The sequence below is a fragment of the Ralstonia sp. SA306 genome (genome assembly GCF_054792405.1).
Window position 1 is genome coordinate 3472591 of record NZ_CP096451.1, and the last position, 23044, is coordinate 3495634.

Below are 23044 nucleotides of genomic sequence, written 5' to 3' on the forward strand. Positions count from 1 at the left end.
CATCGCGTCAGCCCTCGCTGCTGCCCAGCAGCCCGTGGCGTACCGCAAAGTCGAACAGCGCCGCCTCAGTGCCAAGCTCGAGCTTGCGCATAGCCGTCTGCTTCTGCGAGCTGATGGTCTTGACGCTGCGGTTGAGCTGCACGGCAATCTCGCTGACCGTCTTGCCGGTCACGTACATGCGCAGCACTTCCAGCTCCCGCTTGCCGAGTTTGGAGACCGGGTCGTCGTGGACGGGCTGCGGTTCGCCGTTGCGGCAGAGCAGCTTGACATTGAGCATTGGCGAGAGATAGATGCGACCGTCCGCCGCCGCCTGCATGCCTTCGAGGATGTGCTGCGGCTCGTCGGATTTGCTGACGATGACCTTGATGCCCGCGCGCAGGATGTTGCTCATCAGTGCGCGGGTCTCAAGCATGGTGAGCACCATCACGCGCAGGTCCGGGTGGCGGCGCACGAGGAATTCGAGCAGGAGGATGCCGTCGCCATAGCGGCTGCCGGGCATGGCGTAGTCGGTGATGACAAGGTCGCAGCGCACGCGGCCGAGCACGGCGAGCAGCTCATCGGCGTTGCTGGCTTCGCCCACCACCTCGAAGCCGTCGACCACCGATACGAGGCGCCGCACGGCCGCCACCACGCCGGGGTGATCATCTGCAATGACGAGTTGGATGGGGGCCTGCATGTCGACGTGTCTCCGAGCGTGTAACGTGCGGCAACGTGTTTGCCGCATTGCTGAGAATCGCCGAAGCCTCAGGTGCGGAACATCGGAAAAGTCCTATTAGTGCGCCCCGATCTGCGCTTTTCTGGTGCAGATTTGTCGCAGCGCGTTGCGATCGCAGCCCTGATTTCGGGCCAAGGCGGCGCGTCGGTGCGTGGCACAATGCTCGCGATTGCTTCGCACGCTTGATCGCACCGATTTCCCATGACGCCCACATCCTCGACAGCACCTTCTGCGGCCGCACGCAAGCAGAGCGCCGAACGCTCCACTCTGGTAAGTGCGAGCGTCAACTGCTTGCTCTCGGCGGGGCAGATTGCGGCGGGGCTGTGGTCGCATTCGCAGGGCCTGGTGGCGGACGGGTTGCATACGCTGTCCGACTTGATCGCCGATGGCATCGTCTTCATTGCCAACCGCAACAGCCACAAGGGGCCAGACGAAGACCACCAATATGGCCACGCGCGCTACGAGAACGCCGCGTCGCTGGGGCTCGGGCTGCTGCTGATGGGCGCGGGCGCGGGCATGATCTGGGCCGCGGTGGAGAGCCTGCGCTCGCCGCAGGGGCCGACGCCGGTTCATGGTCTGGCGCTGGTCGTGGCACTGATCGCGCTGGCGGCCAAAGAAGGACTTTTCCGTTACATGCTGGCCGTGGCCAAGCGCATCAACTCACGCATGCTGATTGCGAATGCCTGGCATGCGCGTTCCGATGCGGTGTCGTCGTTGGTGGCGGCGATTGGCGTGGCGGGCAACCTGATGGGCTATCACTGGCTCGACCCGGTGGCCGCCTGCGTCGTCGGGCTGATGATTGGCCGTGTGGGCGTGCGCTTTGGTTGGGAGGCGCTCAATGACCTGATGGACCGGGCCTTGCCGCCCGCGCAGGTGGAGGCGATCCGGGTCAGCCTGGAAGCCACGCCGGGCGTGATCAATGTGCACGATCTGCGTACGCGTGTGACGGGAGACCAGGCATTGGTGGACGCGCATATCGAGGTGGACCCGCGTGTCTCCGTGAGCGAGGGCCATGCGATTGCCGTCCGGGCCCGCACCAACGTGCTGACGGCACACACGGCGATGGCGGTGCTCGACGTGCAGATTCACGTCGACCCGCGCGAGCACATCGCGACCGACCCCGTGCCGCTACCCGATCGCGATGCGCTGCATGCCGTGCTGGCACAACTGCTGCCGCCCGGCACGCCGCTGGACGCGCGCCACTGCGTGCTGCATTACGTCGATGGCGCGGTGGAGGTCGACCTGGTCCTGCCGCCGGCGCTGGCCCCCGAAATCGCCCGCATTGCCGATGCCATCCACACCAGGTGGGATGGCCTCGTACGCCTGCGCGTGCTTGTTACCGACGTTACCGACGCTTAAGCTTGTCGCGCTAACGGCATTGGTCAACCGCGTTGGCCGGCTGCGTCTTGGTGGGGTCGAAGTGCAACTGCTCCAGCCCCTTTTCCGTCAGCGACATCCAATCTATTGCGCCCGACGTGCGCAGCAAACCGGTGCTGCCCACCGGGCGCCATTGCACGCGCTTGCCGTCGGTGTTCAGCAGCGTGGCCGATAGCGTGAGCGAATCCGGCCCCGCCTGCAGTTGCAGCAGGCGGCCATCAGCGGCGGGCGTATAAGCGGTGTTCTGGTTCACGGTGATGCCCGCTTCGCGCACGGTTGCCGGCATGCATGAAATGGACGCGCGCACCTTGCCCGTCGTGTCGATCAGATCGGCAAAGCCGTTGCCCTTGGCCACGCCCACCAGCAAGTACCGCTCGATCGCCGGCATCCACGTGACGCTGTAGGTGTAGTACTGCAGATGCTTGTGCAGAAGCTGCTCGCCTGTCACGCGTCCGCTGACCGGATCAAAGACGGCGATCTTCAGATTGGCCTCGGTCTGGCCCGGCACGAACTGCTGCCAGGCCAGCAGCGCATTGGTGCTGCCGCCTGCCACCATGGGCCACCATTCGCGCCGGCCATCGGCAACATCGACGTTGTGCAGGCGACGGCCGCGTCCGTCGTAGACCTTCAGGTAGACACCGTTGCCGCTGCCGAGGTTGTCGACGCCGCCGCCGGTGATCCAGCCGTCGGAATAGAACACCACGAAGCGATCGCCCACGGCCGTGATGTGGCCCGAGTGCCCACCGGATTCCACCAGTTGCGGATACGGCTTGATGGGCCGCAGCGCGGTGTCGTAGATGCCGAAGCGCTGGTTGACGTTCTCCGGCGCATTCCAGCCGTCTTCAAATGACACCATCACCTGGCCAGCGCGGTTGCGGGCCACCGTCACAGGTTCCTGTGCTTCGGGCTTCTGGATGAAGATGCGCGGGGCATCGAGCACGCCCGTGTCGGCATGCCATTGCGCGACATAGACATCGTGCGGCCAGCTGCCGTTGCGATCGGCGCCGCGCGGGGGCAGGCCCGAGGCACTGAAGAACACGTTGAAGGTGTTGGCCGTTGTGCCAGGCACCGCGCCAATGCCATGCATGTATTGACGCGGGTCCGGCGCGCCGGCCGTCGCAACGGCGGGCACGGTCAGCGCGCAGGCAAGGGCCAGCACGGTACGGCGCAGGAAAGACAGTCGGGACACGTGACGCTCCATCTTCATCGGTGGCTCGGTGGCGGTTTCAGAACCGATTGGGCCACGGGCACCCGCCGAAGTTGCTGCGCGAATGGGGGAGCCCATTTGGCGGAGTGGCGCCGGGTGTCGCCAAGTCCGACGGAGGCGCCGGTTTACCCCCCGCCGCAGCAATCAAGTTTCGGCCCCGTGTGCCGTTCTTCACAAACAAGAGCGGAACCCATTCCGCCAATCCCTTCCCAGCGCGGCCAGAGTGGGCACAAGCCCGCCGCCCACCGCGCCAGAACCGACCCAACGAGAACAACATGACCCAGCGACTCGACGCCCGATGGCGAAGCGAAGTGACGGAGGCTCTACGTACCGTGGAGGCGCAGTTCGGCGTGGCACCGCAAAGCCTGCCACGCGATGCGCTCATCGCGGCCCTGACCGACTCGATCTGGGCGCAGCGTGCCGCCTATGCGCGTGTGCGCCGGACGCTCGTTGCGTGTCCTGAGCTGGCAGACGAATCGATGTAGTCGGCGCACCCCAGTGCTGCCGCCGTTTTGAAGAAGGTGATGTGATGCGGTACTGCGGATCGCTGGATCTGGACCATCTGCTGCGCCAGCCGTTTGCCCAACTGGGCCGGCTGGTGCGCGATGAAGACTCGGGGCAGCCCCTGCCTCCGGTGGAGGTGGCCGCGCGTGCAGTGTTGCTGCGCGCTGCCGGCTACGAGGTGATGCCCACCTGTGGGCACCATGACCGACGTGGCTTCTGTCTCGGCCACGCAGACCAGATCATCGGGATGTAAGCGCCGCGCCTACGACGCATGCGCCACGTGCGAGCAGCCATGCGCACATGCTGTTGCGAGCGCGCATCAGGGCATGCCAAAACGGCCCGATCGCGTGGTGTCTGAAGCACCCGCAAAGCGTTGACTGGCGCACCTTTGCGGGCAATCCGTTGCCAAAAAGCAAACGGTAAAAATGACTTACATTCCGGTCCTTTTTCGGCCCATGGTTCTGGTGCATCCTGAACCAAGATAGATCGCACGGATGGCAGATTGTGCGACGTCGGACGCAACGTCAGGCCGGAAGTCGGAAGTGAATCGAATCGGCGACGCCTGCAATCTGGGGTCAGGGGAAAGAACATGAAGACGCAATATCTCAGCAAACAAGAAATCTACGACGGCGCAGTCCGCCATCTGTTCGGACAGGGCGGTGCTGCCATCCTGCCGCGCGGCGGTGCTGCGTACCATGGCCAGGGCGGGCGCTGCTGCCCGATCGGTAACCTGATCGGCGTGCGCGACTACACCACGTCGATGGAAAGCGTGCCGGTGCGCTACATCCTCAAGCCCACCAACGAGATTCCGCGTTACATGGATGCCGGCGTCATCGCGTTGCGCCGCGCGCTCAAGCGTGCGCGCATTGACGTGGACGACCGCGACACCGTCGAGCTGCTCTCCAAGCTGCAGAACGCGCACGACGTGTTCGGCACATGGGAGTGGAAGGACCGCCTGCAGTCGATTGCGCGCCAATTCGGCCTGAGCGGCGCTCTCGTCGATACATTCTGACCGACCGGCCGGTCACAGATCACCCTATAGAAGGTGACGCCATGAAAGGGAAGGGGACGTTCCTCGGCATCGAGGACATTTTTGAACGCGTGCGCACGCACCTGCTCGAACAGCAATGCCGCTCCGAAGACGCCGACGGCGAGCCGCGTTACCGAGGCCTCGACAACCGCCGGTGCGGCGTCGGCATTCTCATCGACGATGCGTTTTACTGCGGCGCCATCGAGCGCCTGGGCGTCAGTCTGCTGCGTGTGCCTGGCGACGATCCGCTCGCGTGTGCGCTGCGCTGCTCTGGCGTGAATGTCGACGACGATCAGGTGGTGGATCTGCTGATCAATCTGCAGGACATCCACGATCTGGCCGCCATCGAAAGCTGGCCCGCGGCGCTGGAAGACATTCGCGGCCGGTTGCCCCGCCGGTTGCCCGATACGCCGCTGGCGGTCTGAGCGATTCAATCTCCATGCGAACCCGGCCTTGCGCCGGGTTCTGTCATTTCAGCGCATCGAGCTCGGGGTAGTGGCGGAAAATGCCCATCGTGTTGAACGGAATGCGCCGCGGCGATTCCAGATACGCCGCGATGTTCGGCTGCGCCGCCACGCGATCGTGCAGCGCCACCAGATGCGGCAGCTCGCGCTCGTATCGCCGCATGTGGCGCGAAAATGCGTAGCGCAGCCCCGCCACGATCTGGAACAGCGACAAATCCACATACGTCAACGCATCACGCACGGCCCATGTCGGGCCGGCGGGGTTGCGCTCGAGCACGCGCTCGAAGTAATGCAGGAATTTGGGCGCGCGGTGATCGAGAAAATCCTGCGTGCGGCGCTTCGCTTCGGGCCGCTGGTCTTCGTAGTACTCGCCTGACGCGATGGGGTGGTGCGTGTCGTGAATCTCCACCACAAAATCGGCAATTGTCAGTTGCAAGCCGTGCGTCCAAAGGCCACCGGCTTCGTCGTGCGGAGCCAAGCCGTAGTGCTGGCCCAGGTAGAGCAGGATGTTGGCCGTCTGCGCGATCACCAGCGGCCCGGCCACCAGGAACGGTGGCGCGAACGGCGGCGTCGGAATGCCGGCATCGTCGAGAAACGCTTCGATGGCGGACGCGTCTTCGCGGCCGAGGTCGGTGTAGGGCACGGCGGCCTGCTCCAGCGCCAGCCGGACGAATTCACCGCGGCCCTGGATTTCGGGCCAGTAGTAGAGCGTGGTTTCCATGGTCGGGCGGATAAGCGAGGTGGGTGCTGCGCAGCAAGAGCGATGCCGCATCGCAGCGGGAACGGTGCCTGCGAACGATAATAGGCGCTTGCCTCTGCGCTTGTTTCAACCCGCCCGCCGTGAACGCTCCACTTTCTTCTTCGCAGGTTCCTTCGCCCGCCATCGACGCCGCTGATCCTGCCCACTGGCTGGTCCGGGGCCACCCCGGTTATCTGCGCGCCAATCTGGCGCTGTTCGCGGCGGGCTTCTCTACGTTCTCGCTGCTGTATTGCGTGCAGCCGCTCATGCCAATGCTGGCGCACGACTTCGGCCTCACGCCCGCGCAGACGAGCCTCGTGCTGTCGGTGTCCACGCTGCTGCTGGCATTTGCGATTCTGTTTGCGGGGTTGCTGTCGGAGTCGATCCATCGCAAGACGCTGATGGGCGTGTCGCTGGTGCTGTCGTCGGGGCTCACGCTGGCGGCGGCTGTGCTGCCGGGCTGGCACGGGTTGCTGGCCACGCGGGCCTTGCTGGGCGTGGTCCTTGGCGGCGTGCCGGCGGTGGCGATGGCGTATCTGGCCGAAGAGGTGCATCCGCAAGGGCTTGGCATGGCGATGGGGCTGTACATCGGCGGGACGGCCTTCGGCGGCATGGCCGGACGAGTGTTGACCGGCGCCGTGGCCGACCATTTTGGCTGGCGTGCCGCCATCGGCTTTACCGGCACGCTGGGTTTGCTGGTGGCGCTGGCGTTCCTGTGGCTGCTGCCGCCGTCGCGCCGTTTTGTGCCGCGCAAGGGTCTGGCGCTGGGCGATCTGTTCGACACGCTGGGCGCGCATCTGCGCGAGCCGGGCCTGCGCGCGCTGTTCGCCATGGGCTTTCTGCTGATGGGCGGCTTCGTCACGATCTACAACTACGCGAGCTTTCACTTGCTCGATGCGCCGTATGCCCTCAGCCAGACGGCGGTGGGCGGCATCTTCATGGTGTACCTGCTGGGCATTGGCGCTTCCGCCTGGTTTGGCCGATTGGCGGATCGCCATGGCCGGGGCCGCATGCTGCTGGCGGGCACGGCGCTGATGTCGGCGGGCGTGCTGTTGACTCTGGCGGGGCCGCTGGTGCTGGTGATTGGCGGTATCGCGCTGCTGACCTTCGGCTTTTTCGGTGCGCATGCGGTGGCCAGCGGCTGGGTTGGGCGCCGCGCGCAACGTGCCAAGGGGCAAGCGGCGGCGCTGTATCTGCTGGCGTATTACCTGGGCTCCAGCCTGATCGGCACGACAGGCGGCAAGCTCTATGCGCCGTGGGGCTGGCCCGGGGTGGTGGCCCTGGTGATGGCCTGCATGGCATGTGCGCTCGGCACGGCCGCTTGGCTCTGGCGGCGGGCGCCGCTGCCGCAGGGCGCCAAGCGGTGAGGTTGTGCGCCCGGGGAATTCGCGTATCGTGCCGTGGTCGATGTCTGCACGATCGCTTTCCCTGTCATGCGTACTCATTCTCTCTTCCTGACGCGGCGACTGTGGCCGCTCGCATCGTTCCTGCTTGTGCTGGTGGCCTGCGCCGCCAACGTGGCCAACGCTGCCCCGGTGTCGTTTGCCAAACTGGCCGGGCTGCCGAGCTCCACCGCCAGCGCATCGGCGCCGGCGGCGGACCCTGCGCAGACACGCCAGTCGCTCGACACCGTCATCACGCTGCTCAACAACGACCAGCAGCGCACGGCCCTCGTCAATGAACTGAAGCAGTTGCGCGACGGCATGAGCGCGCAGCAGAAGGTTCAGGCCGAACAGGCGCCGGGTCTGTTGGGCGCGGTGGCGTCGCTCATCGAGAACGGCTCGTTGCAGGCCGATGTGGAAGCCGGGGCGTTGCGCTACTGGCTGCGCCGCATCGAGGCCGCCAGCGGTAATGCCGGCCTGCTCTTCTCGCCAGACAAGCGCATGTCGCTGGCCGCCGACTTTGCCAGCACCGTGGGCATCTGGGCCGCCATTGCCGGTGGCCTGCTCGCCCTGGGCTGGTTGATCCGCCGTGTGTTTGGCCTCACGGCGGGCCTCGGGCCGCATCCGACCACGCGCGCGTTGTTGATCGACGCGGCGCGCAAGATCGGCCCATGGGCCATTTCCTTTGCCGTCATCATGCGGCTGGAGCGCGAAGCCTCGCCCGGCTTTGTCCTGGCGCTGGTGCTGGCCTACGCCATCGTATGGGGCGCGATCATCACGGCGGGCGTGGCGATGCTGTTCTCGCTCTTTTCAGGCAGTGCGCACCGGCGCGTCGCGGTGGAATACCTGTTCAAGCACGGCATGTGGCCGATCTTTCTGACGGCCAGTCTGGGGGCCTGCGGCGATGCGCTGGTCGACCCGCGCGTGGCGTTGGTGCTGGGCGGCTCGCTCAGCCTGCTGCTGGCCACGGTATGCAACGTGGTGGCGTCATTGATGCTGGCGGTGGGCGCATTGTGGGCGCGCCGGCCGATCGGACAGTTGATCGCCAATCGCCCGCTGGAGCTGCGCAGCGGCGAACACACGGGCAACCAGGTCCGCCGTCTGCTGGCGGCGTTCTGGCCCGTGCCGGTGGTGGTGCTGGCGAGCGCCACCGTCGTGGCCACGCTGACGACGCCCGACAACGTTGACGTCGTGGCGCGCCGTGCGGTGATGACGTCGCTGCTGCTGGTGGCGGCGTTCTTTCTGTCGGCGCTGATTCGCCCCCGCGCGAACTGGCGCTCGCACCTACGTCTGGGGCGCAGTTCGCCTTACGTGGAGCGGCTCAAGCATTTCGTTGGTGCGCTGATCAAACTTGTCATCTGGATCGCCTTTCTTGAGTTGGTGCTGCGCGTGTGGGGCCACACGCTGGTGGAGCTGGCGCACAGCTCCGTCAACGGCAAACGCATCGCCGATGCCATGGTGGGCCTGATCAGCACCGTCTTTGCCACCTGGCTCGTCTGGATCCTGCTCGACACGGCGATCTTGCGGGCGCTGTCGCCGGCCTCGGCGCGGGCGCAGCCCAGCACGCGCGCGCTGACCATCCTGCCGCTGCTGCGTAATGGCCTGAAGGTGACGCTGGTGGTGACGGCCAGCATCGGCGTGCTGGCCAACCTGGGCGTCAACGTGACGCCGCTGGTGGCCGGCGCCGGCGTGATCGGCCTGGCGGTGGGCTTTGGTGCGCAGTCGCTGGCGCAGGATTTCATCACCGGCATCTTCATCCTGATGGAAGACACCATCAGCGTGGGCGATACGGTGGACGTGGGCGTGGCCACCGGCTCGGTCATCAACCTGACCATCCGCACGGTGCGGTTGCGCGATGGCACCGGTGCGGTGCTGTCGATTCCGTTCAGCCAGATCAAGACCGTGCGCAATCTGTCGCGCGATTACTCGTTTGCCGACTTTGAAGTGCGCGTGTCGATGGAGGCTGAACCGCAGCAGGCGATCGAGCTCGTGCGCACGGCGGCTGATCAGATTGCTGGTGAGCCGCGCTTTGCCTACACGCTGCTCGGCGGTGCGGAAATTTTCGGGCTGGACCGCTTCGAAGGTGGCGCGATGATCGTCAAGGGGCGGTTCAAGACGCGCCCGCAGAAGCAGGCTGACGTGCTGCGGGCGTTCAACGTTGTGCTCAAGGATGCGTTCGATCAGGCGCACGTGCCGCTGGCGGCGCCGGGGACGGTGTTGCGGACTTCGGCGGCGTTTGAGGAGTGGATGACGCGGGTTGGGGCGGATGAGGGGAAAGGGGCGTCGGCTTCTAATGAACCACCTGCTGCTGCGCCGGCGTAAGGGCGTTGGTGGTTTGCTGCTGTTTCGTCCCCTGCCGGGGCCGACTCACTTTCTTTGTCTTGCCAAAGAAAGTAAGCAAAGCAAGGCGCGCCCGAGATGGCGACTTCCCCTTGAATTTATGTCGCAGAGAGGGAGCGCAGGCAACTCGCTTCGCTCAAACAGGCCTGCACTCTTTTTCCTCTCTGCAACAGAAATTCAAGGCGCCATCTAGGGCAGGGTACGGCCAAACCGTCTCGGCGCGTGTGTCTGCGCCGAATTTGCTCGGATGGCCGTGCGCTGATTTAGAACCCGTGGCGCATGCCGACCATCACGCCGGTCTGCGAGGCCTTGGGCAGCGCGGCTGCGAGCACGGTGCCCGCATCCTTCTGGTGGGTGTAGTCCATGCCGACGTATAGCCACGTGCGCTTGCTGACCACGTAATTCATGATCGCGTACGCGGTGTAGCGCAGGCCGTCGGGGTCGCGCTGGCGCGTGGCCATGCCGCCGACCACCAGGTTGTACTGTCCGCTGAAGTCGTACTTCACGCCGCCGAGGATGAGGTCGTTCTTGGTGGGCGTGCCGTCGCGGTAGTTGATGTAGCCGAGCATCAGTTTTGCGGGGCCGACCTGTACGCTGCCGCCGGTGGTCCACGTGCGCGTGCCGACCGATTGCAGGTCTTTTTGCTGCTCCCACGCGCCGCCGAAGGCGAACGGGCCGCTGGCGTAGTTGAGCGACAGGGCGCTGTAGTTACCCGCTGAGAACGTACCCGCCTGCTCGCCCATGCCGACCATCACGCCCGGGCGCCAGCCGTTGAAATCACCCACGTACTTGACCGAGTTGTCGATGCGCACGCCGGTGGCGGTCACGTGCCAGGCTGTCGCGCCGAGGTTGCCAATGGAGAGCGCGTCGTATTGGCCGGCCGTGTTGAAGACGAGGTTCTCTTGCCGGCCGAACGTCAGCGAGCCGAACCCGCCTTCCAGCCCGACATACGCCTGGCGCCCGAACAGGCGCGACGTTGCCGGCGTGGTGGGCTTGTAGCCGCCCAGGCCCATGTCGTTGGTGGAGCCCACGCCCGTGTCCGGCGCAAAGCCGCTGACCAGGTGGAACACGGCCTTCAGCCCGTTGCCGAGGTCTTCCGACCCGCGAATGCCGAAGCGGCTGCCGCTGTAGTAACCGCCCGCCATCTCGGCCTTGCCGTGGCCGTCGGCGTCGTTGTTGGTGCTGTAGCGCAGGCCGGTTTCCATCACGCCGTACAGCGTGACGCTCGATTGGGCGTGCGCCGCGCCGCAGGCAAGCAGTGCCGACAGTGCAACGGCCGATAGCGGAATGGAACGGTTCGAAGTGGTCATGTGGCTCCCTTGTTGTCGTGACGACTGTTGTGTTGGCCGGAATGGGCTTTCCGGCCTGGCTCGGGGGCCGACTCTCAGGCAAGTCTGCGCTGTAAGGGTTGAAGTTACGCATGCACCGGCAAAGCGCCGCACACGTCGCGCCGGTTGGGGTGTTGCCCGCTGAAGGGGCGTTGAGCGTAAACCGCCGGCTTACAGATTCTTGGGGGTTTTCCCTCGGGCAAGCGGCGTGGTGCGGGGCTGCCGCTACACTGGCGACGCTGATTTCCGATCGCCACCCGCGTACCGCCATGCCATCGCTCTCCGTTCCCGTGCTCAACGCCCTGCGTGACAAGTTGCCCGCGCTTTCGCCGGCGCAGCAGGGTGTGGCGCGGTTGATCCTGGAAGCGCCGGAGCTGTCGCTCGAACAATCCGTGGAGACGCTGGCCGTGCGCGCCGGGGTGTCGATGCCGACCATCGTGCGGATGTGCCAGGCGCTCGGCTTTGAAGGGTTGCGCGAGTTCAAGGCCACGCTGGCCGCCGAGCTGGCGCACGCGCAGCCGACGCTGCCGGGCCATGTCGGCCGGGCAGATCCGCCGGCACTGGTCGCCAGCAAGGTCATTGACGGTGCCGCGCGGGCGTTGGCCAAGCTGCGTGAATCGCTGTCCACCACACAAGTCGACGCCGCCGCCGAGCGCATCGCCCGCGCCCGCCGCGTCGATTGCTATGCGGCCGGTGCGGCGTCATCGTTCATGGCGAACGACATGCAAGCGCGGTTGATGCGGCTGGGGTTGGCGTCCAACGCCTACTTCGATGCGCATCTGCAGCTCGTGTCGGCCGCCATGCTGGGTGCGTCCGACGTCGTGGTGGCGTTCTCGCACGTGGGGCGCATGCCGTATCTGCTCGAGTCGATCGCCTATGCGGCGGAGCAGGGCGCCTGCGTGATCGCCATCACCCAGGCGGGCACACCGCTGGCGGAACGCGCGCAGATCGCGCTGACGGTGGACGTGCCGGAAGATGCCGTGATGCGGGTGGGCACCGAGGCGTACCTGGTGCACCTGACCGTCATCGAAATCCTGATGACCTGCGTGGCGCAACGCCGCGATGAGATGGTGCGCTCGCGCATGCGTGCGATCCAGCGGCTGCTGACAGAGCGCAGCGTCGACCGCCCCTAAACGGCGAAGGCGAAAAAAATGGCGCCACGCGGGCGCCATCCATTGCAATGCGGCATTCAGAGCCGCGAGATTGCCAGCCCGATCGCCAGCAGACTCCCCAGCCCGAAGATCGTCCAGCCGACCGTGCGGCGCTTGGTCGTCATCACCCACAGCCACAGACCCGAGATCGACAGGAAGATCAGGCAGCCAGCCAGCGTATCCACCAGCAGAATCCACGGCACCGTCATGCCGACGCCCTTGTGCAGACTCATCAGCGTGCCGAGGAAGCCATTGTCGGTCTGGCGGATCGATACCGAGCGATTGCCGGCCCAGTATTCAGCCTGGATTTGCGTGGTCGCGCTGCCGAAGTTGAAGGTCCATTGCTCGGGCTGCATGAGCGGCTTGGCGGCGGGTTCGCGCGGGGCGTCGGCGTTCTTCTTGTCCTGCGCGCCTTCACCCTTGGCAGGGCGCTCGGCCCAGGCGACCGGCTTGGCTTTTTCCACGCGCGTGCGGGTGGCGGGCTCCGGTAGGTTCAGCGTCTGCTGCAGCCAGGCGCCCATCGCGTCGGGCGTAGCAGGCACCGGGTCGGGCAGGGCGATCTGCGTATTGGTGCGCTGCTGCGCCACGGGCAGCTTCAATACCGCGCGGTGATTCAGCCAGATGCCCGACACACCAAAGATCAGGCCCATCACCGCGCCCCACAGCCCGAACCAGCCGTGTGTCTTGCGCAGCCACCGGACGATCGTGGCGCGGCGATTGGCGGGATGCTCGGCCTTGGCCTTCGCGGGGCGCGCGTTGGCGCCTGGATTGGCGTCGGGCTCGGCCGAGAGCCGGGGATGGGACAGGTCGGTCATGAAGCACAAGCCGGCGCAAGGGCCGCCGGAGGGAGGCAAATCGACCGGCCAATATAGATGAGAATGATTCTCGTTGCAATCGGGTGCAGGCTACTGCGAGAGTCATGCGTTTCAGACGGCCTGTGAAGTTTCGTTGCCGTCGCCATGTTCCGTGTCACTGCTAACTACAGTTCCTTCTCGTCATGAAGTACTTACCTCGGAAGGAGCCATCTGATGCGACTGTTTCGACACGTTGCTGCAATCTGTCTCGTGCTGCTGTTTAGCCAGACTTCGTATGCCGCCTACGCTTGCTCTGGTCAGGTTCGAACCTTTGGGATGAATACCGACGGTTCTGTTTATGTCGACAACGGATACGGCATATGGGTTGTCTGCAACTTGCATGCGCAGACCAATATCCCGCCGACGGTCTGCAAAGGGTGGTACTCCATGATGGTGGCCGCACAGGCACGGAACGCCATCGTCGATCTCTACTTTGATGATGGCAAGTCGTGCACACAACAAAGTTCCTGGGTCGTCTTGGCCCCGTATTTCATCGCCGTTCGGAACCAATGAGAGCGAATGCCATACGTGTCGCTCTCGCATTCGCGGTGGGGCTTGCTGCTGTGGTAGCCACTGCGGCGGAGCCGCGCACCTCAACGGACGATGATGACCTGCTGGACGTGCCGCTCATGATGAGCTCTATGCCGAGCTCGTTTGACTCCAAATTTGTCGCGCAGAGTTTTCCGGCAAGTGCATTGCGATTCAATACACCATATACCGTCACGCTCACATTCAGAAACACCGGTACCAAGGTATGGCAAGCGGGCGAGGTGAAACTCGCTAGCATGGGAAATGGAAATCTAAAGCCTTCGTGGGGTATTGGCATTGAGGGTGACAGAGAGGAAATTTATCCCGGAAATGATTTCACATTTCGATTCATAACAGAGGCGACGTGCAATCTCATTGCTCCATCGGTCTGTCAGCAGGTTAGTTTTCAATGGCGATTGCAGCGACTAGTCAGTCGCTCGGGAACTTACCAGTACGAGTATTTTGGTGAGGCGTCTCCGCTGTTGGTGGGCTTGTTCGACACAGGAAGCAGCGGCGACGGTAGCGGTGAGGGGACTCCCGCCATAGAGCCTGGAATGATCGATTTGCCTGTTCCAGGTGGCCCACCACCAAGCCAAGTGCCTACCGTCAATCCGCCCAGAAATTGGGAGGATTTCTAATGCCTCGCCTACTTCTCGCGGCCTTCGTCTTTTATTGCGCATTCGCTTCCAGTCAAGCGAATGCATTGTCACAGTTTAGTCGTGCATGTCGGTTTGGCGATATTCCCCGCGCGCTTCAAGAGCCGGCGGCTGTGTTCTTCGTGTTGCTGGGTGCCCCCGCCAACACAGTGAATTTGCCGTGGCGGATAGAGAAGGAAAGTCACTGGATCCTTGAATCCATCACCACAGACTACGGCGCAGTCAGGTATTACCTGTTTGCCTCATCAACCCTATATCGATACCGCCCGGGGGAGGGAAAGTATGTTGTTGGTGAGACCCGCTATTCCCGCTGGGCGGCCCAGCGACCGAGCGACGCGGTGCTGAAGGACTCTAGGCTGCAGATATTCCTACATAACCGAGGGACCTTGTATAGCGCTCGAGCAGGACATCCGGCCATTTACGACGTGATCGAAGGGCCCACCGCACGCGTCGGCGGAACTCATTGGCTTTACGACCCGTTCATACAGGAGACGAGGCCGCTGGCGAAAACGAAGGCCACTGACTGCAACTTGGCGGAATGGGGTTTTGAAACGCGATGAAATATTTTTTGACGATGGGTGTGATTGGTTTCGCTGTTGCAGCCGCAGTCTATTGGTACGAAGGGAGCTTTCAGCACTACCGGGCGCCCGGCTATGTCCCAAACCAGTGTCTGAGTCGAATCCAATCTGGTGAAGCTTGTATTCAGTGGGATATCACCAACGAAGAACGCCAGATTTTGATGGGGGACAACGTCTTTGATGCATCCGGCTACGTACGTAATCGTGGTCGCGATGAATATCTCAGCCTGCTCGATACTGCGGAAAATGAAGCGAAGCGTGTAGCGCAGAAGCCGCGTGAGGGAGACCAGAAGGTCACTGACGAGGCCCTCAGATGCATGCCACATGGGAGCAAGTTGGTAGGCGCGATCCCAGAGCAACCCGGAATCTGGTCCGCGGTGTATTCAGTCGACAACGGGAAAAGGCGTCTGCTTTTAGGGCGTTCTGATTTCTGGGCATATGGAGGTCAGTCTGGGAAGTTTGGCCTCACGCTCAAGTTCTCGGTCCATAAGAATCCCGCAAGCTTGATGCTGTCATGGGGGCGACGTGACGGCCCCGCGCTCTGGGACGTCGGCTGGGTTCGGGACGGCGTGAGCTTTCGCGTGACCGTGGAAGATTCGGTCAAGAACGATCAGCCTGTGCATTACCAACCCGGTCAGTTGATTCAACTGGCTGAAGCGATTGACACGATATGCCATTGGCCACGAGGAGAGCTCCCAAATGAGGGCATCTCTCAACCTTTTGACGTCCCCTCACTCGAAGGCCCCCCTGCATGAAGCAGACTTCAGGCCGGCCGACGGTTACAACGTAATACGCTCCAGCGTCCGCCGCGATGCCTCATCCGCCGGATAGAAGCACTCGATGCGCATCTCCTGCAGCCCGGCATCGCGCGGGGTGCCCAGCGTGGTGAGCGTGGAGAACAGCGAGATCGTCACGCCGTCGCGCTGCAGTGAAATGGGCAGGAACGGCGGCGGATCGCCGGCATCGTGCGCGTGCGCGGCGGGGGCTGCCGGCGCATCCGCCGCATCGAACAGCGCCGGTTGCATCGCGCGGATGTCGTGCAGCAGCCGCTGCGTGGCAGGGTCGATGGCTTGCAGCGCCAGTTCCTGCCGCACGCGCCGGGCGAGGTAGCGGCCGACAACGTCACGATTGGCGATGGCCGGCCACAGCGCGGTCGGGTCGAATACCAGTTTCATCATGTTGACGGCACCCGGTGCGCCTTCGGACCGGTCGTCGCCGATGGCCCAGCGCATCAGGCGGCGATGCGCGGCATTGGCATCCAGCACATGCCAGAAACGGTCGAGCACGATGGCCGGATACGGTGCCTGCTTGTCGAGGATCAGCTTCACCGCATGGCGCACCGCCTGCATCATCGGCGAGGCCTCATCGGCCGGTGTGGCGAGGCCCTGCTCGGAATAGGCGGGGGCGAAACCGGCCGCCAGCAGCATCTGGTTGCGATGGCGCAGCGGCACGTTCAGCTCCTCTGCCAGTTGCAGGATCATGTTCCGGCTGGGCGCCGCGCGCGCGGATTCCAGAAAGCTCACGTGCCGTTGCGATACGCCCGCTGCCAGGGCCAGCGCCAGTTGGCTATACCCGCGCCGCGTGCGCCAGAAGCGCAGCAACTGCGGAAAGCGCGACAGCGCTGCTTCGGGCGGCTCAATCGCCACTGGGGCGGCATCGGCGTCTTCAAGCATGAGGGTGTCGTCGGTGGCGGACAAGGACGAGGATGATGAGGCAGGCTTGGCGGATGTCATGCCACCTATTGAAGCAGAGTCAGGTAGCTGCTGCGATTACCTGTCGCGTAATTGTGACCGCAACGGGCGGCGCCAATACTGAGCCTATCCCGAGACCCCGAGCGGAGTGCCCATGCAGCGCGAACCGATCGACTACCCCGCCGATGCCCTTCCCACCCGCGACGACCACGTCCGCACGGCCGACGGCTGGACGCTGCCCGTGACCGTCACCAGCCCTGGGCTGGGTGCGCACGGCACGGTGGTGATCTGCTCGGCGCTGGGCGTGCCACGTCAGTTCTACGCGGCGTTTGCGCGTGCCCTGTGCCTGGCGGGCTGGCGTGTGGTGACGTTCGACTACCGCGGCATTGGCGAGGCGGTCGCGACCGGTCCGGGCACCCCGCGCTTTGCCGATTGGGGCCGGCAGGACATCGACGCCGTGCTGAAATGGGTGCACGACACGCTCGTCCCCGAGGGCTGCAGCGGCCGCAAGCTGGTGGTGCTCGGCCACAGCGCGGGCGGCCAACTGGCGGGGCTGGCACCGCACATCGTGCATGCCGATGCGCTGGCGCACGTAGCGGTGCCGCTGGCAGATGCGCGGCTGTGGCCGTGGCGCGGGCCGCTGGCCCGTCCGCAATTTGCCTGGCTGCTGCGTGTGCGGATTCCCTTGGCGGTGGCGCGCGTGCGCGGTGGCATGCTGCCGCTCGCGGCCGTCGGCATGGGGCCGATGTCGATTCCGGCCGCCATCCTGGGCGATTGGGCGCGCTTTGCCCGCCTGCGCGGCTACATCTTCGCGCCGCGCACCGGGCTGGATACCTCGCGTTATCCGAGGCTCGCCGTGCCGCTGCTCGCCTGGGGTTTTGACGATGACCCGTTGGCACCGGCTAACGCCATCGACGCGCTGGTCGCACAGTTTCCCGCCACGCGCGTGACGCGCCGACAAATGGGCGGCGCAGCATTGGGTGCAAAGGGTGTCGGCCACATGGGCTTCTTCCGGGCATCGTCCGGTGCGCCATGGTGGCGTGAAACCCTGGCGTGGCTCGATGCCCTGGCCTGAGCCGTCCTTTGCGGTTCCGCGCGCTTAGAACGTGTAGACGACGCCCGTACCGCCAAAGTAACTCTGCTTGTTCTGCACGATCGGGCTCTTCGCCGCGTTGCCCAAGAGGCGCGAGGTGCCGATCGCCGTCTGCACCGCCCAATGGCGCGAAAACTCGTGCGTCCAGGCCACCGTGAGCGTGGCGGCTTGCAGGCCGCTGCCCGCGCTGTACTGGGCGAAGCCGCTGTTGGCCGACTGCTGCGGCGTCACCCCGAAGTACGTCTGCATGTACTTGCTGGAGCCGAAATGCAGGCTCGGGCTGACGGTGATCTTGTCGCTGCCCCAGCTCACGACCGGCGCCGCCACGTCAATGTGGCCCGACCAGCCGCGCTCGCGGTTGGTGATGGGCACTTCCAGCGTGGCGCTGCCCGTGGTGTCGCCGATGAGCTTGCCGCCCACCGTGACCACGCCCAGCAGCGAGCCCTTGACGGTGCCCATGCCCTTGAGATGGTCCGAGCCGGGGCGCCCATAGCGGTTGGTGTCGGAGCGGCCGGGGTCGTACGACAGCGCGGCCGAGGCGAACATGCCGTTCAGGAAGCGGATGGCATAACCCGCGCCGCCCTGGGTCGGGTCGATGAACCAGCCGTTGCCGAAATCTGCCCGCAAGCCGGGGCCGGCCGTCACGGTGTACTCCTTGCCGCCCTGGTAGCGCGGCGCTACACCCGCGTTGAGCGACAGCGAATACGACGCATCGTCGGCATACACCGAAGAGGGCGACAGCCACATGCCCGAGAGCGCGGCCAGATAAGCGATGGAGAACCGGGGGGAGAGACGATTGAGCACGTAGGACCTCTTGTTGGACCTCTTGAGAGAGAGCCCGCAGTCTGGCGAGGTGCCGCACGCACGTCTGTCTGGAAATTGCCGGGAAGTTGTGCGCAATTGTGCGCGAGTGTCTGCAAGTTTCTCCACGCCATCCGCTCGCAAGGCCATCGCCGTACACTGCGCGCCAACACAAGAAGAAACGGGGGTACGAGCGATGACGGCGATGACCGACGAGCCGCTCAAGACCAAGGTGCTGCTGATCGAAGACGACGACCGTCTCGCGCAGCTCGTCAGCGAATACCTGGGCAACTATGAATTTGCAGTCGAAGTGGTGCGCCGTGGCGACATCGCCGTGGCTGCCGTGCGCGAACACCACCCTGCGCTGGTGATCCTCGACCTGATGCTGCCGCACATGGACGGCATGGAAGTGTGCCGGCGCATCCGCGCGTTCTCGCGCGTGCCGGTGCTGATCCTGACCGCGCGCGTGGATACGTATGACCAGGTGGCCGGGCTGGAGATCGGCGCCGACGACTACGTGCTCAAGCCGATCGAGCCGCGCTTGCTCGTTGCCCGGGCCCGCGCGCTGCTGCGCCGTTCGGTGCCGGCCATGTCGACGTCCGAGCCGGTGGCGCCGCGCGACGACACGCTTGTCTTTGGCGAACTCGCCATCTCGCCACCCAACCGCACCGTCACCTGGCGCGGCCAGCCGGTCGACCTCAAGACGGCCGAGTTCAATCTGCTGCTGATCCTCGCGCGCGCCGCCGGCACCGTGCTCAGCCGCGACGACATCCTCAAGCAGTTGCGCGGCATCGAGTTCGACGGGCTGGATCGAACCGTCGACTCAGGCATCTCGCGCCTGCGCCGCCGCTTTGGCGACGCCTCGCCCGAGCCGCACAAGATCAAGACGATCTGGGGGCGCGGCTATCTGTTCAGCCCGTCGGCGTGGGAGGACTGAACCGTGCTCAAGTCGTTACTGAAGCTGTACGCAATGGTCGTGGTGGCCGCGGCGCTGGCACTTATCGGCGTCAACAAGTCGTTCGTCTGGCTGTTCCACGACACACTCACCCACGGCGAGCGCGAGGTGCGCAAGGGTTACGCCTTCGTGCTGCAGGACTACCTGGATCGCGCGGGCCCCGACGGGCGCGATGCCGCCATCGCGCGTTTGAACAAGAACGCGTGGGAGACATTCGACCTCGTCGATCCGGACACCGTGCCGAATTTCTCAGCCCAGCAGCGGCGCGATCTGGCGGATCACAAGCTCGTGCTGATGACCAACGGCAAGGATTACTACCTGCCGCTGCGCGACGGCACCGTGCTGCACGCCTACAGCGAGGACATGGACTACCTCGGCATCCAGTTGGTCGCCTATTCGCTGATCGCCATTGCCGCGCTTCTGCCGCTGCTGCTCTGGGTCTGGATGCATTGGCGCGACCTGCGCGTGCTGGAAGAAGCGGCGCGCGGCTTTGGCGCGGGCAAGCTGGCGACGCGCGCCAATCTGCGCAAGCGCTCGAACGTGTATGCGCTGGCGCGCCAGTTCGACGAGATGGCCGAGCGCATCCAGGGCTCGATCCAGCACCAGCGCGAGATGATGAACGGCATCTCGCACGAGCTGAAGACGCCGATCGCGCGGCTGGAATTCGGCATTGCGCTGCTGCAGTCGCCTGTGTCGCCGTCGTCAGAAATGCAGCGCAACGTGCGGCTCGATGCGCTGCGCCGTGACGTGCGTGAACTCGATGAACTGGTGAGCGAGCTGCTGGCGTTGAGCCGCCTGGAGCAGGGCGCCATGCACCTCGTGCTGATGCGCGTGGCCGTGGGTGAATGGCTCGACAGCGTGGTTGCCAGCGTCGCCAACGACGTGGCCGACCGCCAGCTCACCCTGGCCGTGCATGCCGAGGGCGCCCCCGCGCACCACGTGTGCGACCCGCGCCTGCTGGCGCGTGCACTGCTCAACCTGATCCGCAATGCCACGCGCTATGCCAGCAACACCATCACCATCCGCGCCGAAGCGGGCCCCGCCGGTGCGCTGCGCCTGACGGTGGAAGACGACGGCCCCGGCATTCCCGAGCCGGACCGCGCGCGCGTGTTCGAGCCGTTCCTGCGCCTGGATGCCAGCCGCGACCGCCACACCGGAGGCTTCGGCCTCGGGCTGGCGATCGTGCGGCGTATTGCGCTGGTGCATGGCGGTGATGTCCGCCTCGATGCGGCAACGGGCGGCGGTGCGCGCTTTTCCGTGCTGCTGCCTGACATGGCGATTCCGCCGCTGTAAGCGCAGCTGGATCGGTCAACCTGGGGGGCTAGGCCTGGTCGCCGCCCGGCCGATGCAGAAACGCGCTCGGGCTGCTGCCGAACGCCCGCCGGAACATCGCAGAGAACGCGCTCTGGCTGTTGTAGCCCAGCTCCTGCGCCACGCGCGACAGCGGCATCCCCTGCGACATCATCGGGATGGCGCTGGCGAGCACGGCCTGCTGGCGCCACTGCGAAAAGCTTACGCCCAGCTCGTCCCGGAAGCGCCGCGCCAGCGTGCGGGCGCTGGCGCCTACATCGCGGGCGAGGACGTCGAAGGTGAGCGGGGTGCCGGGGTCGGCCATCACGCGCTCGCACAGGGCGCGCAGGCGCTTGTCGGCGGGCATGGGCAAATCCAGCGGCAGCGGGGCGCTACGGCGCAGCTCGTCGAGGATGAGCATGGCCAGCGCCTGCTCGCGCGCGGCCGGCAGCGGCTGGCGCACGTCCATCGCGGCAATCAGCTCGCGCAACAGCGGCGACACCTCCATCACGCGGCACTGCGCCAGCGTGCCGGTCACCACGGACGGGTCGGCATACAGCGTGCGCAGAAAGGCGGCTTCGACCACCCACACCTCATGCTCAATGCCGGGCGGAATCCAGATCGCCCGTGAAGGTGGCACTACCCAGGCGGTGTCGCCCGCCTGCACGCGCAGCACACTGTTGTGGCTATACGCCACCTGCGCCCACGGATGGGTGTGGCGCGGGAACCGCGTGTTGGCGTCCATCTGCCGCGTGTAGAGCCGCACCGGATGCGCCGTTGAGGGCGGCGTGCGGCCTTCGATATCGGTAGGCAGGATGCGCTGTGGCATGGCGGGTTTGCGACAGAAACGGTCAGCCCAGTGTAAATGCGCCGGCAGGACTTGTCGAAGCCAGATGTCGATGGCAGGCTATCGCCCGGCGCCGCAGATGTTTGGCGCCACACAACAAAGCGGATCGCTCAAGCGGTCTCGACAAAAAACGCCGTTGCCCACGAGGCACGCGGCGACATGGGTGCGAACAATGCAAACGGGAAATCACACGCGTAGCCGGGGGGCGCGCGGGGCGATGGGATGGTTGCGGCCGTGGGCCGCGCTTGCCATGTGTGTGGCATGCATGGCTGCGTTGACAGCGCCGGCCGCCCGCGCCGACATCAGCATCATCCAGTCCTTGCCGCTGTCCGGCACACAAGCCGCGACGGGGCGGGCGCTCAATGCCGGGGCACGCCTGTATTTCGACTGGCTCAACCTCGATGGCGGCATCAACGGCGAGACCATCCGCCTGGTCGCCCGCGACGACGAGCAGAAGGTCGAGCAGACCCTGCGCAATGTGCGCGACATGGCCAAGATCGACAACCCCGTGGCGGCGCTCACCGTGGTCGGCACCGCCAATGTGGAAGCGCTCATGCGCAGCGGCGTGCTGGCCGAAGCCAACCTGCCGCTGGTCGGGCCCGCCACGGGGGCCTCCAGCATGACCGGCGATCCGCTGGTCTTCCCCATCAAGGCCAGCTATCAGCAGGAGATGGACAAGATGGTGGGGGCGCTCGCCACCATCGGCGTTACGCGTATCGGCGTGCTGTATCAGGACGATGCGCTGGGCAAGGAGGTGCTGGCGGGCGTTGAGCGCACGCTCAAGCCGTACAAGCTGACGATTGCGGCCACCGCCTCGTACCCGCGCAATACGGCCTCGGTGAGCGCCGCTGTCGACAAGCTGCTCGGCGCCGATGCGCAGGCCATTTTCCTGGGCGCCACGGCGGAGCCCGCCGCGCAGTTCATCAAGCAATACCGCGCGCGCGGCGGTGCTGCGCAACTCCTGGGGCTGTCGTCCATCGATCCGGGCATCCTGCTCAAGGTGGCCGGTATCGATGCGGTGCGCGGCTATTCGCTGGCGCTTGTGATGCCGAACCCGGGCAAGGGCGTCAACCCCGTCATCCGCGAATTCAACCGCGCACGCGCAGCCGTGGGCGCCAGAGATGTCGAACTTTCATTCCGAGCCGTGGAAGGCTTTGTGGCAGCCAAGGTGCTTGCCGAAGCCGTGCGCCGCGCGGGCCCCAAGCCCACGCGCGACCAGGTGCGCCGCGAGCTGGCCCACCTGCGCAATTTCGATGTGGGAGGCGGGTTTATGGTGGACTTTTCCGACCGTACGCGGCCTGGTTCGCACTATGTGGAGCTGGGGGTGGTGGGGCCGAATGGGCTGGTGATTCAGTAAGGCTGCGTCTGTGCAGTTTGTTGTGCCTAATGGCGGATTTGGAAGTTGCGAGGGGCGGGGATTTCTTTGTTGGTGGTGTATCCCTTGTTTCATCCCCTGCCGGGACCGAAAGGGGGATGAACCACTAAAAAAAAATCCCAGCAAAAAGCCAAAAGCA

General features: G+C 65.2%; 23 protein-coding genes. 15 read left to right on the plus strand and 8 right to left on the minus strand.

Annotated features, from left to right (window positions below; translation table 11 throughout):
- Window positions 1-7 precede the first annotated feature (7 nt).
- Window positions 8-676 carry a response regulator gene (locus M1D44_RS16420; protein WP_024977446.1) on the minus strand — a complete coding sequence of 223 codons (669 nt, stop codon included), beginning with the start codon at window positions 674-676 and terminating at the stop codon, window positions 8-10.
- 240 nt (window positions 677-916) lie between these two features.
- Between M1D44_RS16420 and M1D44_RS16425 the strand changes: the two genes are divergently transcribed.
- Complete coding sequence (locus tag M1D44_RS16425) at window positions 917-2074, plus strand: cation diffusion facilitator family transporter (protein WP_316854061.1); 1158 nt, start codon at window positions 917-919, stop codon at window positions 2072-2074.
- Window positions 2075-2084: 10 nt separating this feature from the next.
- On the opposite strand, the gene M1D44_RS16430 is transcribed toward M1D44_RS16425, so the two are convergent.
- Window positions 2085-3299, minus strand: coding sequence for a hypothetical protein (locus M1D44_RS16430; RefSeq protein ID WP_316854062.1), 1215 nt, complete (start codon window positions 3297-3299; stop codon window positions 2085-2087).
- Window positions 3300-3574: 275 nt separating this feature from the next.
- Between M1D44_RS16430 and M1D44_RS16435 the strand changes: the two genes are divergently transcribed.
- The 4 genes from M1D44_RS16435 to M1D44_RS16450 all read left to right on the plus strand — a co-directional run bounded on the left by M1D44_RS16435 (window position 3575) and on the right by M1D44_RS16450 (window position 5258).
- Window positions 3575-3784, plus strand: a complete 210-nt coding sequence (locus tag M1D44_RS16435; protein ID WP_112186756.1) for a hypothetical protein — start codon at window positions 3575-3577, stop codon at window positions 3782-3784.
- Between the two features lie 44 nt (window positions 3785-3828).
- Window positions 3829-4056 (plus strand): hypothetical protein, encoded by a 228-nt coding sequence (locus tag M1D44_RS16440; RefSeq protein WP_024977450.1) that lies wholly within the window; start codon window positions 3829-3831, stop codon window positions 4054-4056.
- A gap of 336 nt (window positions 4057-4392) precedes the next feature.
- Entirely contained in the window at window positions 4393-4815 is a 423-nt protein-coding gene (locus M1D44_RS16445) for a hypothetical protein (protein WP_024977451.1), read from the plus strand.
- A gap of 41 nt (window positions 4816-4856) precedes the next feature.
- Window positions 4857-5258 (plus strand): hypothetical protein, encoded by a 402-nt coding sequence (locus M1D44_RS16450; protein WP_316854063.1) that lies wholly within the window; start codon window positions 4857-4859, stop codon window positions 5256-5258.
- A 43-nt stretch (window positions 5259-5301) separates the two neighbouring features.
- Here M1D44_RS16450 and M1D44_RS16455 read toward each other — a convergent pair whose 3' ends face one another.
- On the minus strand, window positions 5302-6018 hold the full coding sequence (locus M1D44_RS16455) for a glutathione S-transferase (RefSeq protein ID WP_316854064.1): 717 nt from the start codon (window positions 6016-6018) through the stop codon (window positions 5302-5304).
- 119 nt (window positions 6019-6137) lie between these two features.
- Here M1D44_RS16455 and M1D44_RS16460 point away from each other — a divergent pair, with 119 nt between their 5' ends.
- Together M1D44_RS16460 and M1D44_RS16465 are read left to right on the plus strand one after the other, a co-directional pair.
- Window positions 6138-7403: an MFS transporter gene (locus M1D44_RS16460; protein WP_024977454.1), complete on the plus strand. Its 1266-nt coding sequence runs from the start codon at window positions 6138-6140 to the stop codon at window positions 7401-7403.
- Between the two features lie 66 nt (window positions 7404-7469).
- Window positions 7470-9740, plus strand: coding sequence for a mechanosensitive ion channel family protein (locus M1D44_RS16465; protein WP_316854065.1), 2271 nt, complete (start codon window positions 7470-7472; stop codon window positions 9738-9740).
- A gap of 281 nt (window positions 9741-10021) precedes the next feature.
- Here the strand turns inward: M1D44_RS16465 and M1D44_RS16470 are convergent, their stop codons facing one another.
- Window positions 10022-11068 (minus strand): porin, encoded by a 1047-nt coding sequence (locus M1D44_RS16470; RefSeq protein ID WP_316854066.1) that lies wholly within the window; start codon window positions 11066-11068, stop codon window positions 10022-10024.
- 287 nt (window positions 11069-11355) lie between these two features.
- Between M1D44_RS16470 and M1D44_RS16475 the strand changes: the two genes are divergently transcribed.
- Entirely contained in the window at window positions 11356-12219 is an 864-nt protein-coding gene (locus tag M1D44_RS16475; RefSeq protein WP_024977457.1) for a MurR/RpiR family transcriptional regulator, read from the plus strand.
- Between the two features lie 56 nt (window positions 12220-12275).
- On the opposite strand, the gene M1D44_RS16480 is transcribed toward M1D44_RS16475, so the two are convergent.
- A complete protein-coding gene (locus M1D44_RS16480; protein WP_316854067.1) occupies window positions 12276-13052 on the minus strand; it encodes a PepSY-associated TM helix domain-containing protein in 777 nt (258 codons plus the stop codon).
- A 213-nt stretch (window positions 13053-13265) separates the two neighbouring features.
- On the opposite strand from M1D44_RS16480, the gene M1D44_RS16485 reads away from it, so the two are divergent.
- The 3 genes from M1D44_RS16485 to M1D44_RS16495 all read left to right on the plus strand — a co-directional run bounded on the left by M1D44_RS16485 (window position 13266) and on the right by M1D44_RS16495 (window position 15608).
- Window positions 13266-13604, plus strand: coding sequence for a hypothetical protein (locus M1D44_RS16485; protein ID WP_024977459.1), 339 nt, complete (start codon window positions 13266-13268; stop codon window positions 13602-13604).
- Window positions 13601-14257 carry a hypothetical protein gene (locus tag M1D44_RS16490; protein ID WP_024977460.1) on the plus strand — a complete coding sequence of 219 codons (657 nt, stop codon included), beginning with the start codon at window positions 13601-13603 and terminating at the stop codon, window positions 14255-14257. Before M1D44_RS16485 ends, M1D44_RS16490 begins: the two co-directional genes overlap by 4 nt.
- 574 nt (window positions 14258-14831) lie before the next feature.
- Window positions 14832-15608 (plus strand): hypothetical protein, encoded by a 777-nt coding sequence (locus tag M1D44_RS16495; protein WP_024977462.1) that lies wholly within the window; start codon window positions 14832-14834, stop codon window positions 15606-15608.
- Window positions 15609-15632: 24 nt separating this feature from the next.
- Here the strand turns inward: M1D44_RS16495 and M1D44_RS16500 are convergent, their stop codons facing one another.
- On the minus strand, window positions 15633-16586 hold the full coding sequence (locus M1D44_RS16500; RefSeq protein ID WP_316854068.1) for a helix-turn-helix domain-containing protein: 954 nt from the start codon (window positions 16584-16586) through the stop codon (window positions 15633-15635).
- A gap of 112 nt (window positions 16587-16698) precedes the next feature.
- Here M1D44_RS16500 and M1D44_RS16505 point away from each other — a divergent pair, with 112 nt between their 5' ends.
- A complete protein-coding gene (locus M1D44_RS16505; RefSeq protein WP_316854069.1) occupies window positions 16699-17619 on the plus strand; it encodes an alpha/beta hydrolase family protein in 921 nt (306 codons plus the stop codon).
- A 24-nt stretch (window positions 17620-17643) separates the two neighbouring features.
- Here M1D44_RS16505 and M1D44_RS16510 read toward each other — a convergent pair whose 3' ends face one another.
- A complete protein-coding gene (locus tag M1D44_RS16510) occupies window positions 17644-18441 on the minus strand; it encodes a MipA/OmpV family protein (RefSeq protein ID WP_037031881.1) in 798 nt (265 codons plus the stop codon).
- A 202-nt stretch (window positions 18442-18643) separates the two neighbouring features.
- On the opposite strand from M1D44_RS16510, the gene M1D44_RS16515 reads away from it, so the two are divergent.
- Together M1D44_RS16515 and M1D44_RS16520 are read left to right on the plus strand one after the other, a co-directional pair.
- Window positions 18644-19375: a response regulator gene (locus tag M1D44_RS16515; protein WP_024977466.1), complete on the plus strand. Its 732-nt coding sequence runs from the start codon at window positions 18644-18646 to the stop codon at window positions 19373-19375.
- 3 nt (window positions 19376-19378) lie between these two features.
- Window positions 19379-20686, plus strand: coding sequence for an ATP-binding protein (locus M1D44_RS16520; RefSeq protein ID WP_112186768.1), 1308 nt, complete (start codon window positions 19379-19381; stop codon window positions 20684-20686).
- Between the two features lie 28 nt (window positions 20687-20714).
- Here M1D44_RS16520 and M1D44_RS16525 read toward each other — a convergent pair whose 3' ends face one another.
- Window positions 20715-21512 carry an AraC family transcriptional regulator gene (locus M1D44_RS16525; RefSeq protein ID WP_024977468.1) on the minus strand — a complete coding sequence of 266 codons (798 nt, stop codon included), beginning with the start codon at window positions 21510-21512 and terminating at the stop codon, window positions 20715-20717.
- 283 nt (window positions 21513-21795) lie between these two features.
- On the opposite strand from M1D44_RS16525, the gene M1D44_RS16530 reads away from it, so the two are divergent.
- Window positions 21796-22887, plus strand: a complete 1092-nt coding sequence (locus M1D44_RS16530; protein ID WP_316854070.1) for an ABC transporter substrate-binding protein — start codon at window positions 21796-21798, stop codon at window positions 22885-22887.
- Window positions 22888-23044: the final 157 nt, after the last annotated feature.

Bases quoted from the DNA above. Each gene is read 5' to 3' on its own strand.
- M1D44_RS16420 (WP_024977446.1), bottom strand. From the start codon at position 676: ATGCAGGCCCCCATCCAACTCGTCATTGCAGATGATCACCCCGGCGTG.
- M1D44_RS16425 (WP_316854061.1), top strand. From the start codon at position 917: ATGACGCCCACATCCTCGACAGCACCTTCTGCGGCCGCACGCAAGCAG.
- M1D44_RS16430 (WP_316854062.1), bottom strand. From the start codon at position 3,299: ATGAAGATGGAGCGTCACGTGTCCCGACTGTCTTTCCTGCGCCGTACC.
- M1D44_RS16435 (WP_112186756.1), top strand. From the start codon at position 3,575: ATGACCCAGCGACTCGACGCCCGATGGCGAAGCGAAGTGACGGAGGCT.
- M1D44_RS16440 (WP_024977450.1), top strand. From the start codon at position 3,829: ATGCGGTACTGCGGATCGCTGGATCTGGACCATCTGCTGCGCCAGCCG.
- M1D44_RS16445 (WP_024977451.1), top strand. From the start codon at position 4,393: ATGAAGACGCAATATCTCAGCAAACAAGAAATCTACGACGGCGCAGTC.
- M1D44_RS16450 (WP_316854063.1), top strand. From the start codon at position 4,857: ATGAAAGGGAAGGGGACGTTCCTCGGCATCGAGGACATTTTTGAACGC.
- M1D44_RS16455 (WP_316854064.1), bottom strand. From the start codon at position 6,018: ATGGAAACCACGCTCTACTACTGGCCCGAAATCCAGGGCCGCGGTGAA.
- M1D44_RS16465 (WP_316854065.1), top strand. From the start codon at position 7,470: ATGCGTACTCATTCTCTCTTCCTGACGCGGCGACTGTGGCCGCTCGCA.
- M1D44_RS16470 (WP_316854066.1), bottom strand. From the start codon at position 11,068: ATGACCACTTCGAACCGTTCCATTCCGCTATCGGCCGTTGCACTGTCG.
- M1D44_RS16475 (WP_024977457.1), top strand. From the start codon at position 11,356: ATGCCATCGCTCTCCGTTCCCGTGCTCAACGCCCTGCGTGACAAGTTG.
- M1D44_RS16480 (WP_316854067.1), bottom strand. From the start codon at position 13,052: ATGACCGACCTGTCCCATCCCCGGCTCTCGGCCGAGCCCGACGCCAAT.
- M1D44_RS16485 (WP_024977459.1), top strand. From the start codon at position 13,266: ATGCGACTGTTTCGACACGTTGCTGCAATCTGTCTCGTGCTGCTGTTT.
- M1D44_RS16490 (WP_024977460.1), top strand. From the start codon at position 13,601: ATGAGAGCGAATGCCATACGTGTCGCTCTCGCATTCGCGGTGGGGCTT.
- M1D44_RS16495 (WP_024977462.1), top strand. From the start codon at position 14,832: ATGAAATATTTTTTGACGATGGGTGTGATTGGTTTCGCTGTTGCAGCC.
- M1D44_RS16500 (WP_316854068.1), bottom strand. From the start codon at position 16,586: ATGACATCCGCCAAGCCTGCCTCATCATCCTCGTCCTTGTCCGCCACC.
- M1D44_RS16505 (WP_316854069.1), top strand. From the start codon at position 16,699: ATGCAGCGCGAACCGATCGACTACCCCGCCGATGCCCTTCCCACCCGC.
- M1D44_RS16515 (WP_024977466.1), top strand. From the start codon at position 18,644: ATGACCGACGAGCCGCTCAAGACCAAGGTGCTGCTGATCGAAGACGAC.
- M1D44_RS16525 (WP_024977468.1), bottom strand. From the start codon at position 21,512: ATGCCACAGCGCATCCTGCCTACCGATATCGAAGGCCGCACGCCGCCC.
- M1D44_RS16530 (WP_316854070.1), top strand. From the start codon at position 21,796: ATGGCTGCGTTGACAGCGCCGGCCGCCCGCGCCGACATCAGCATCATC.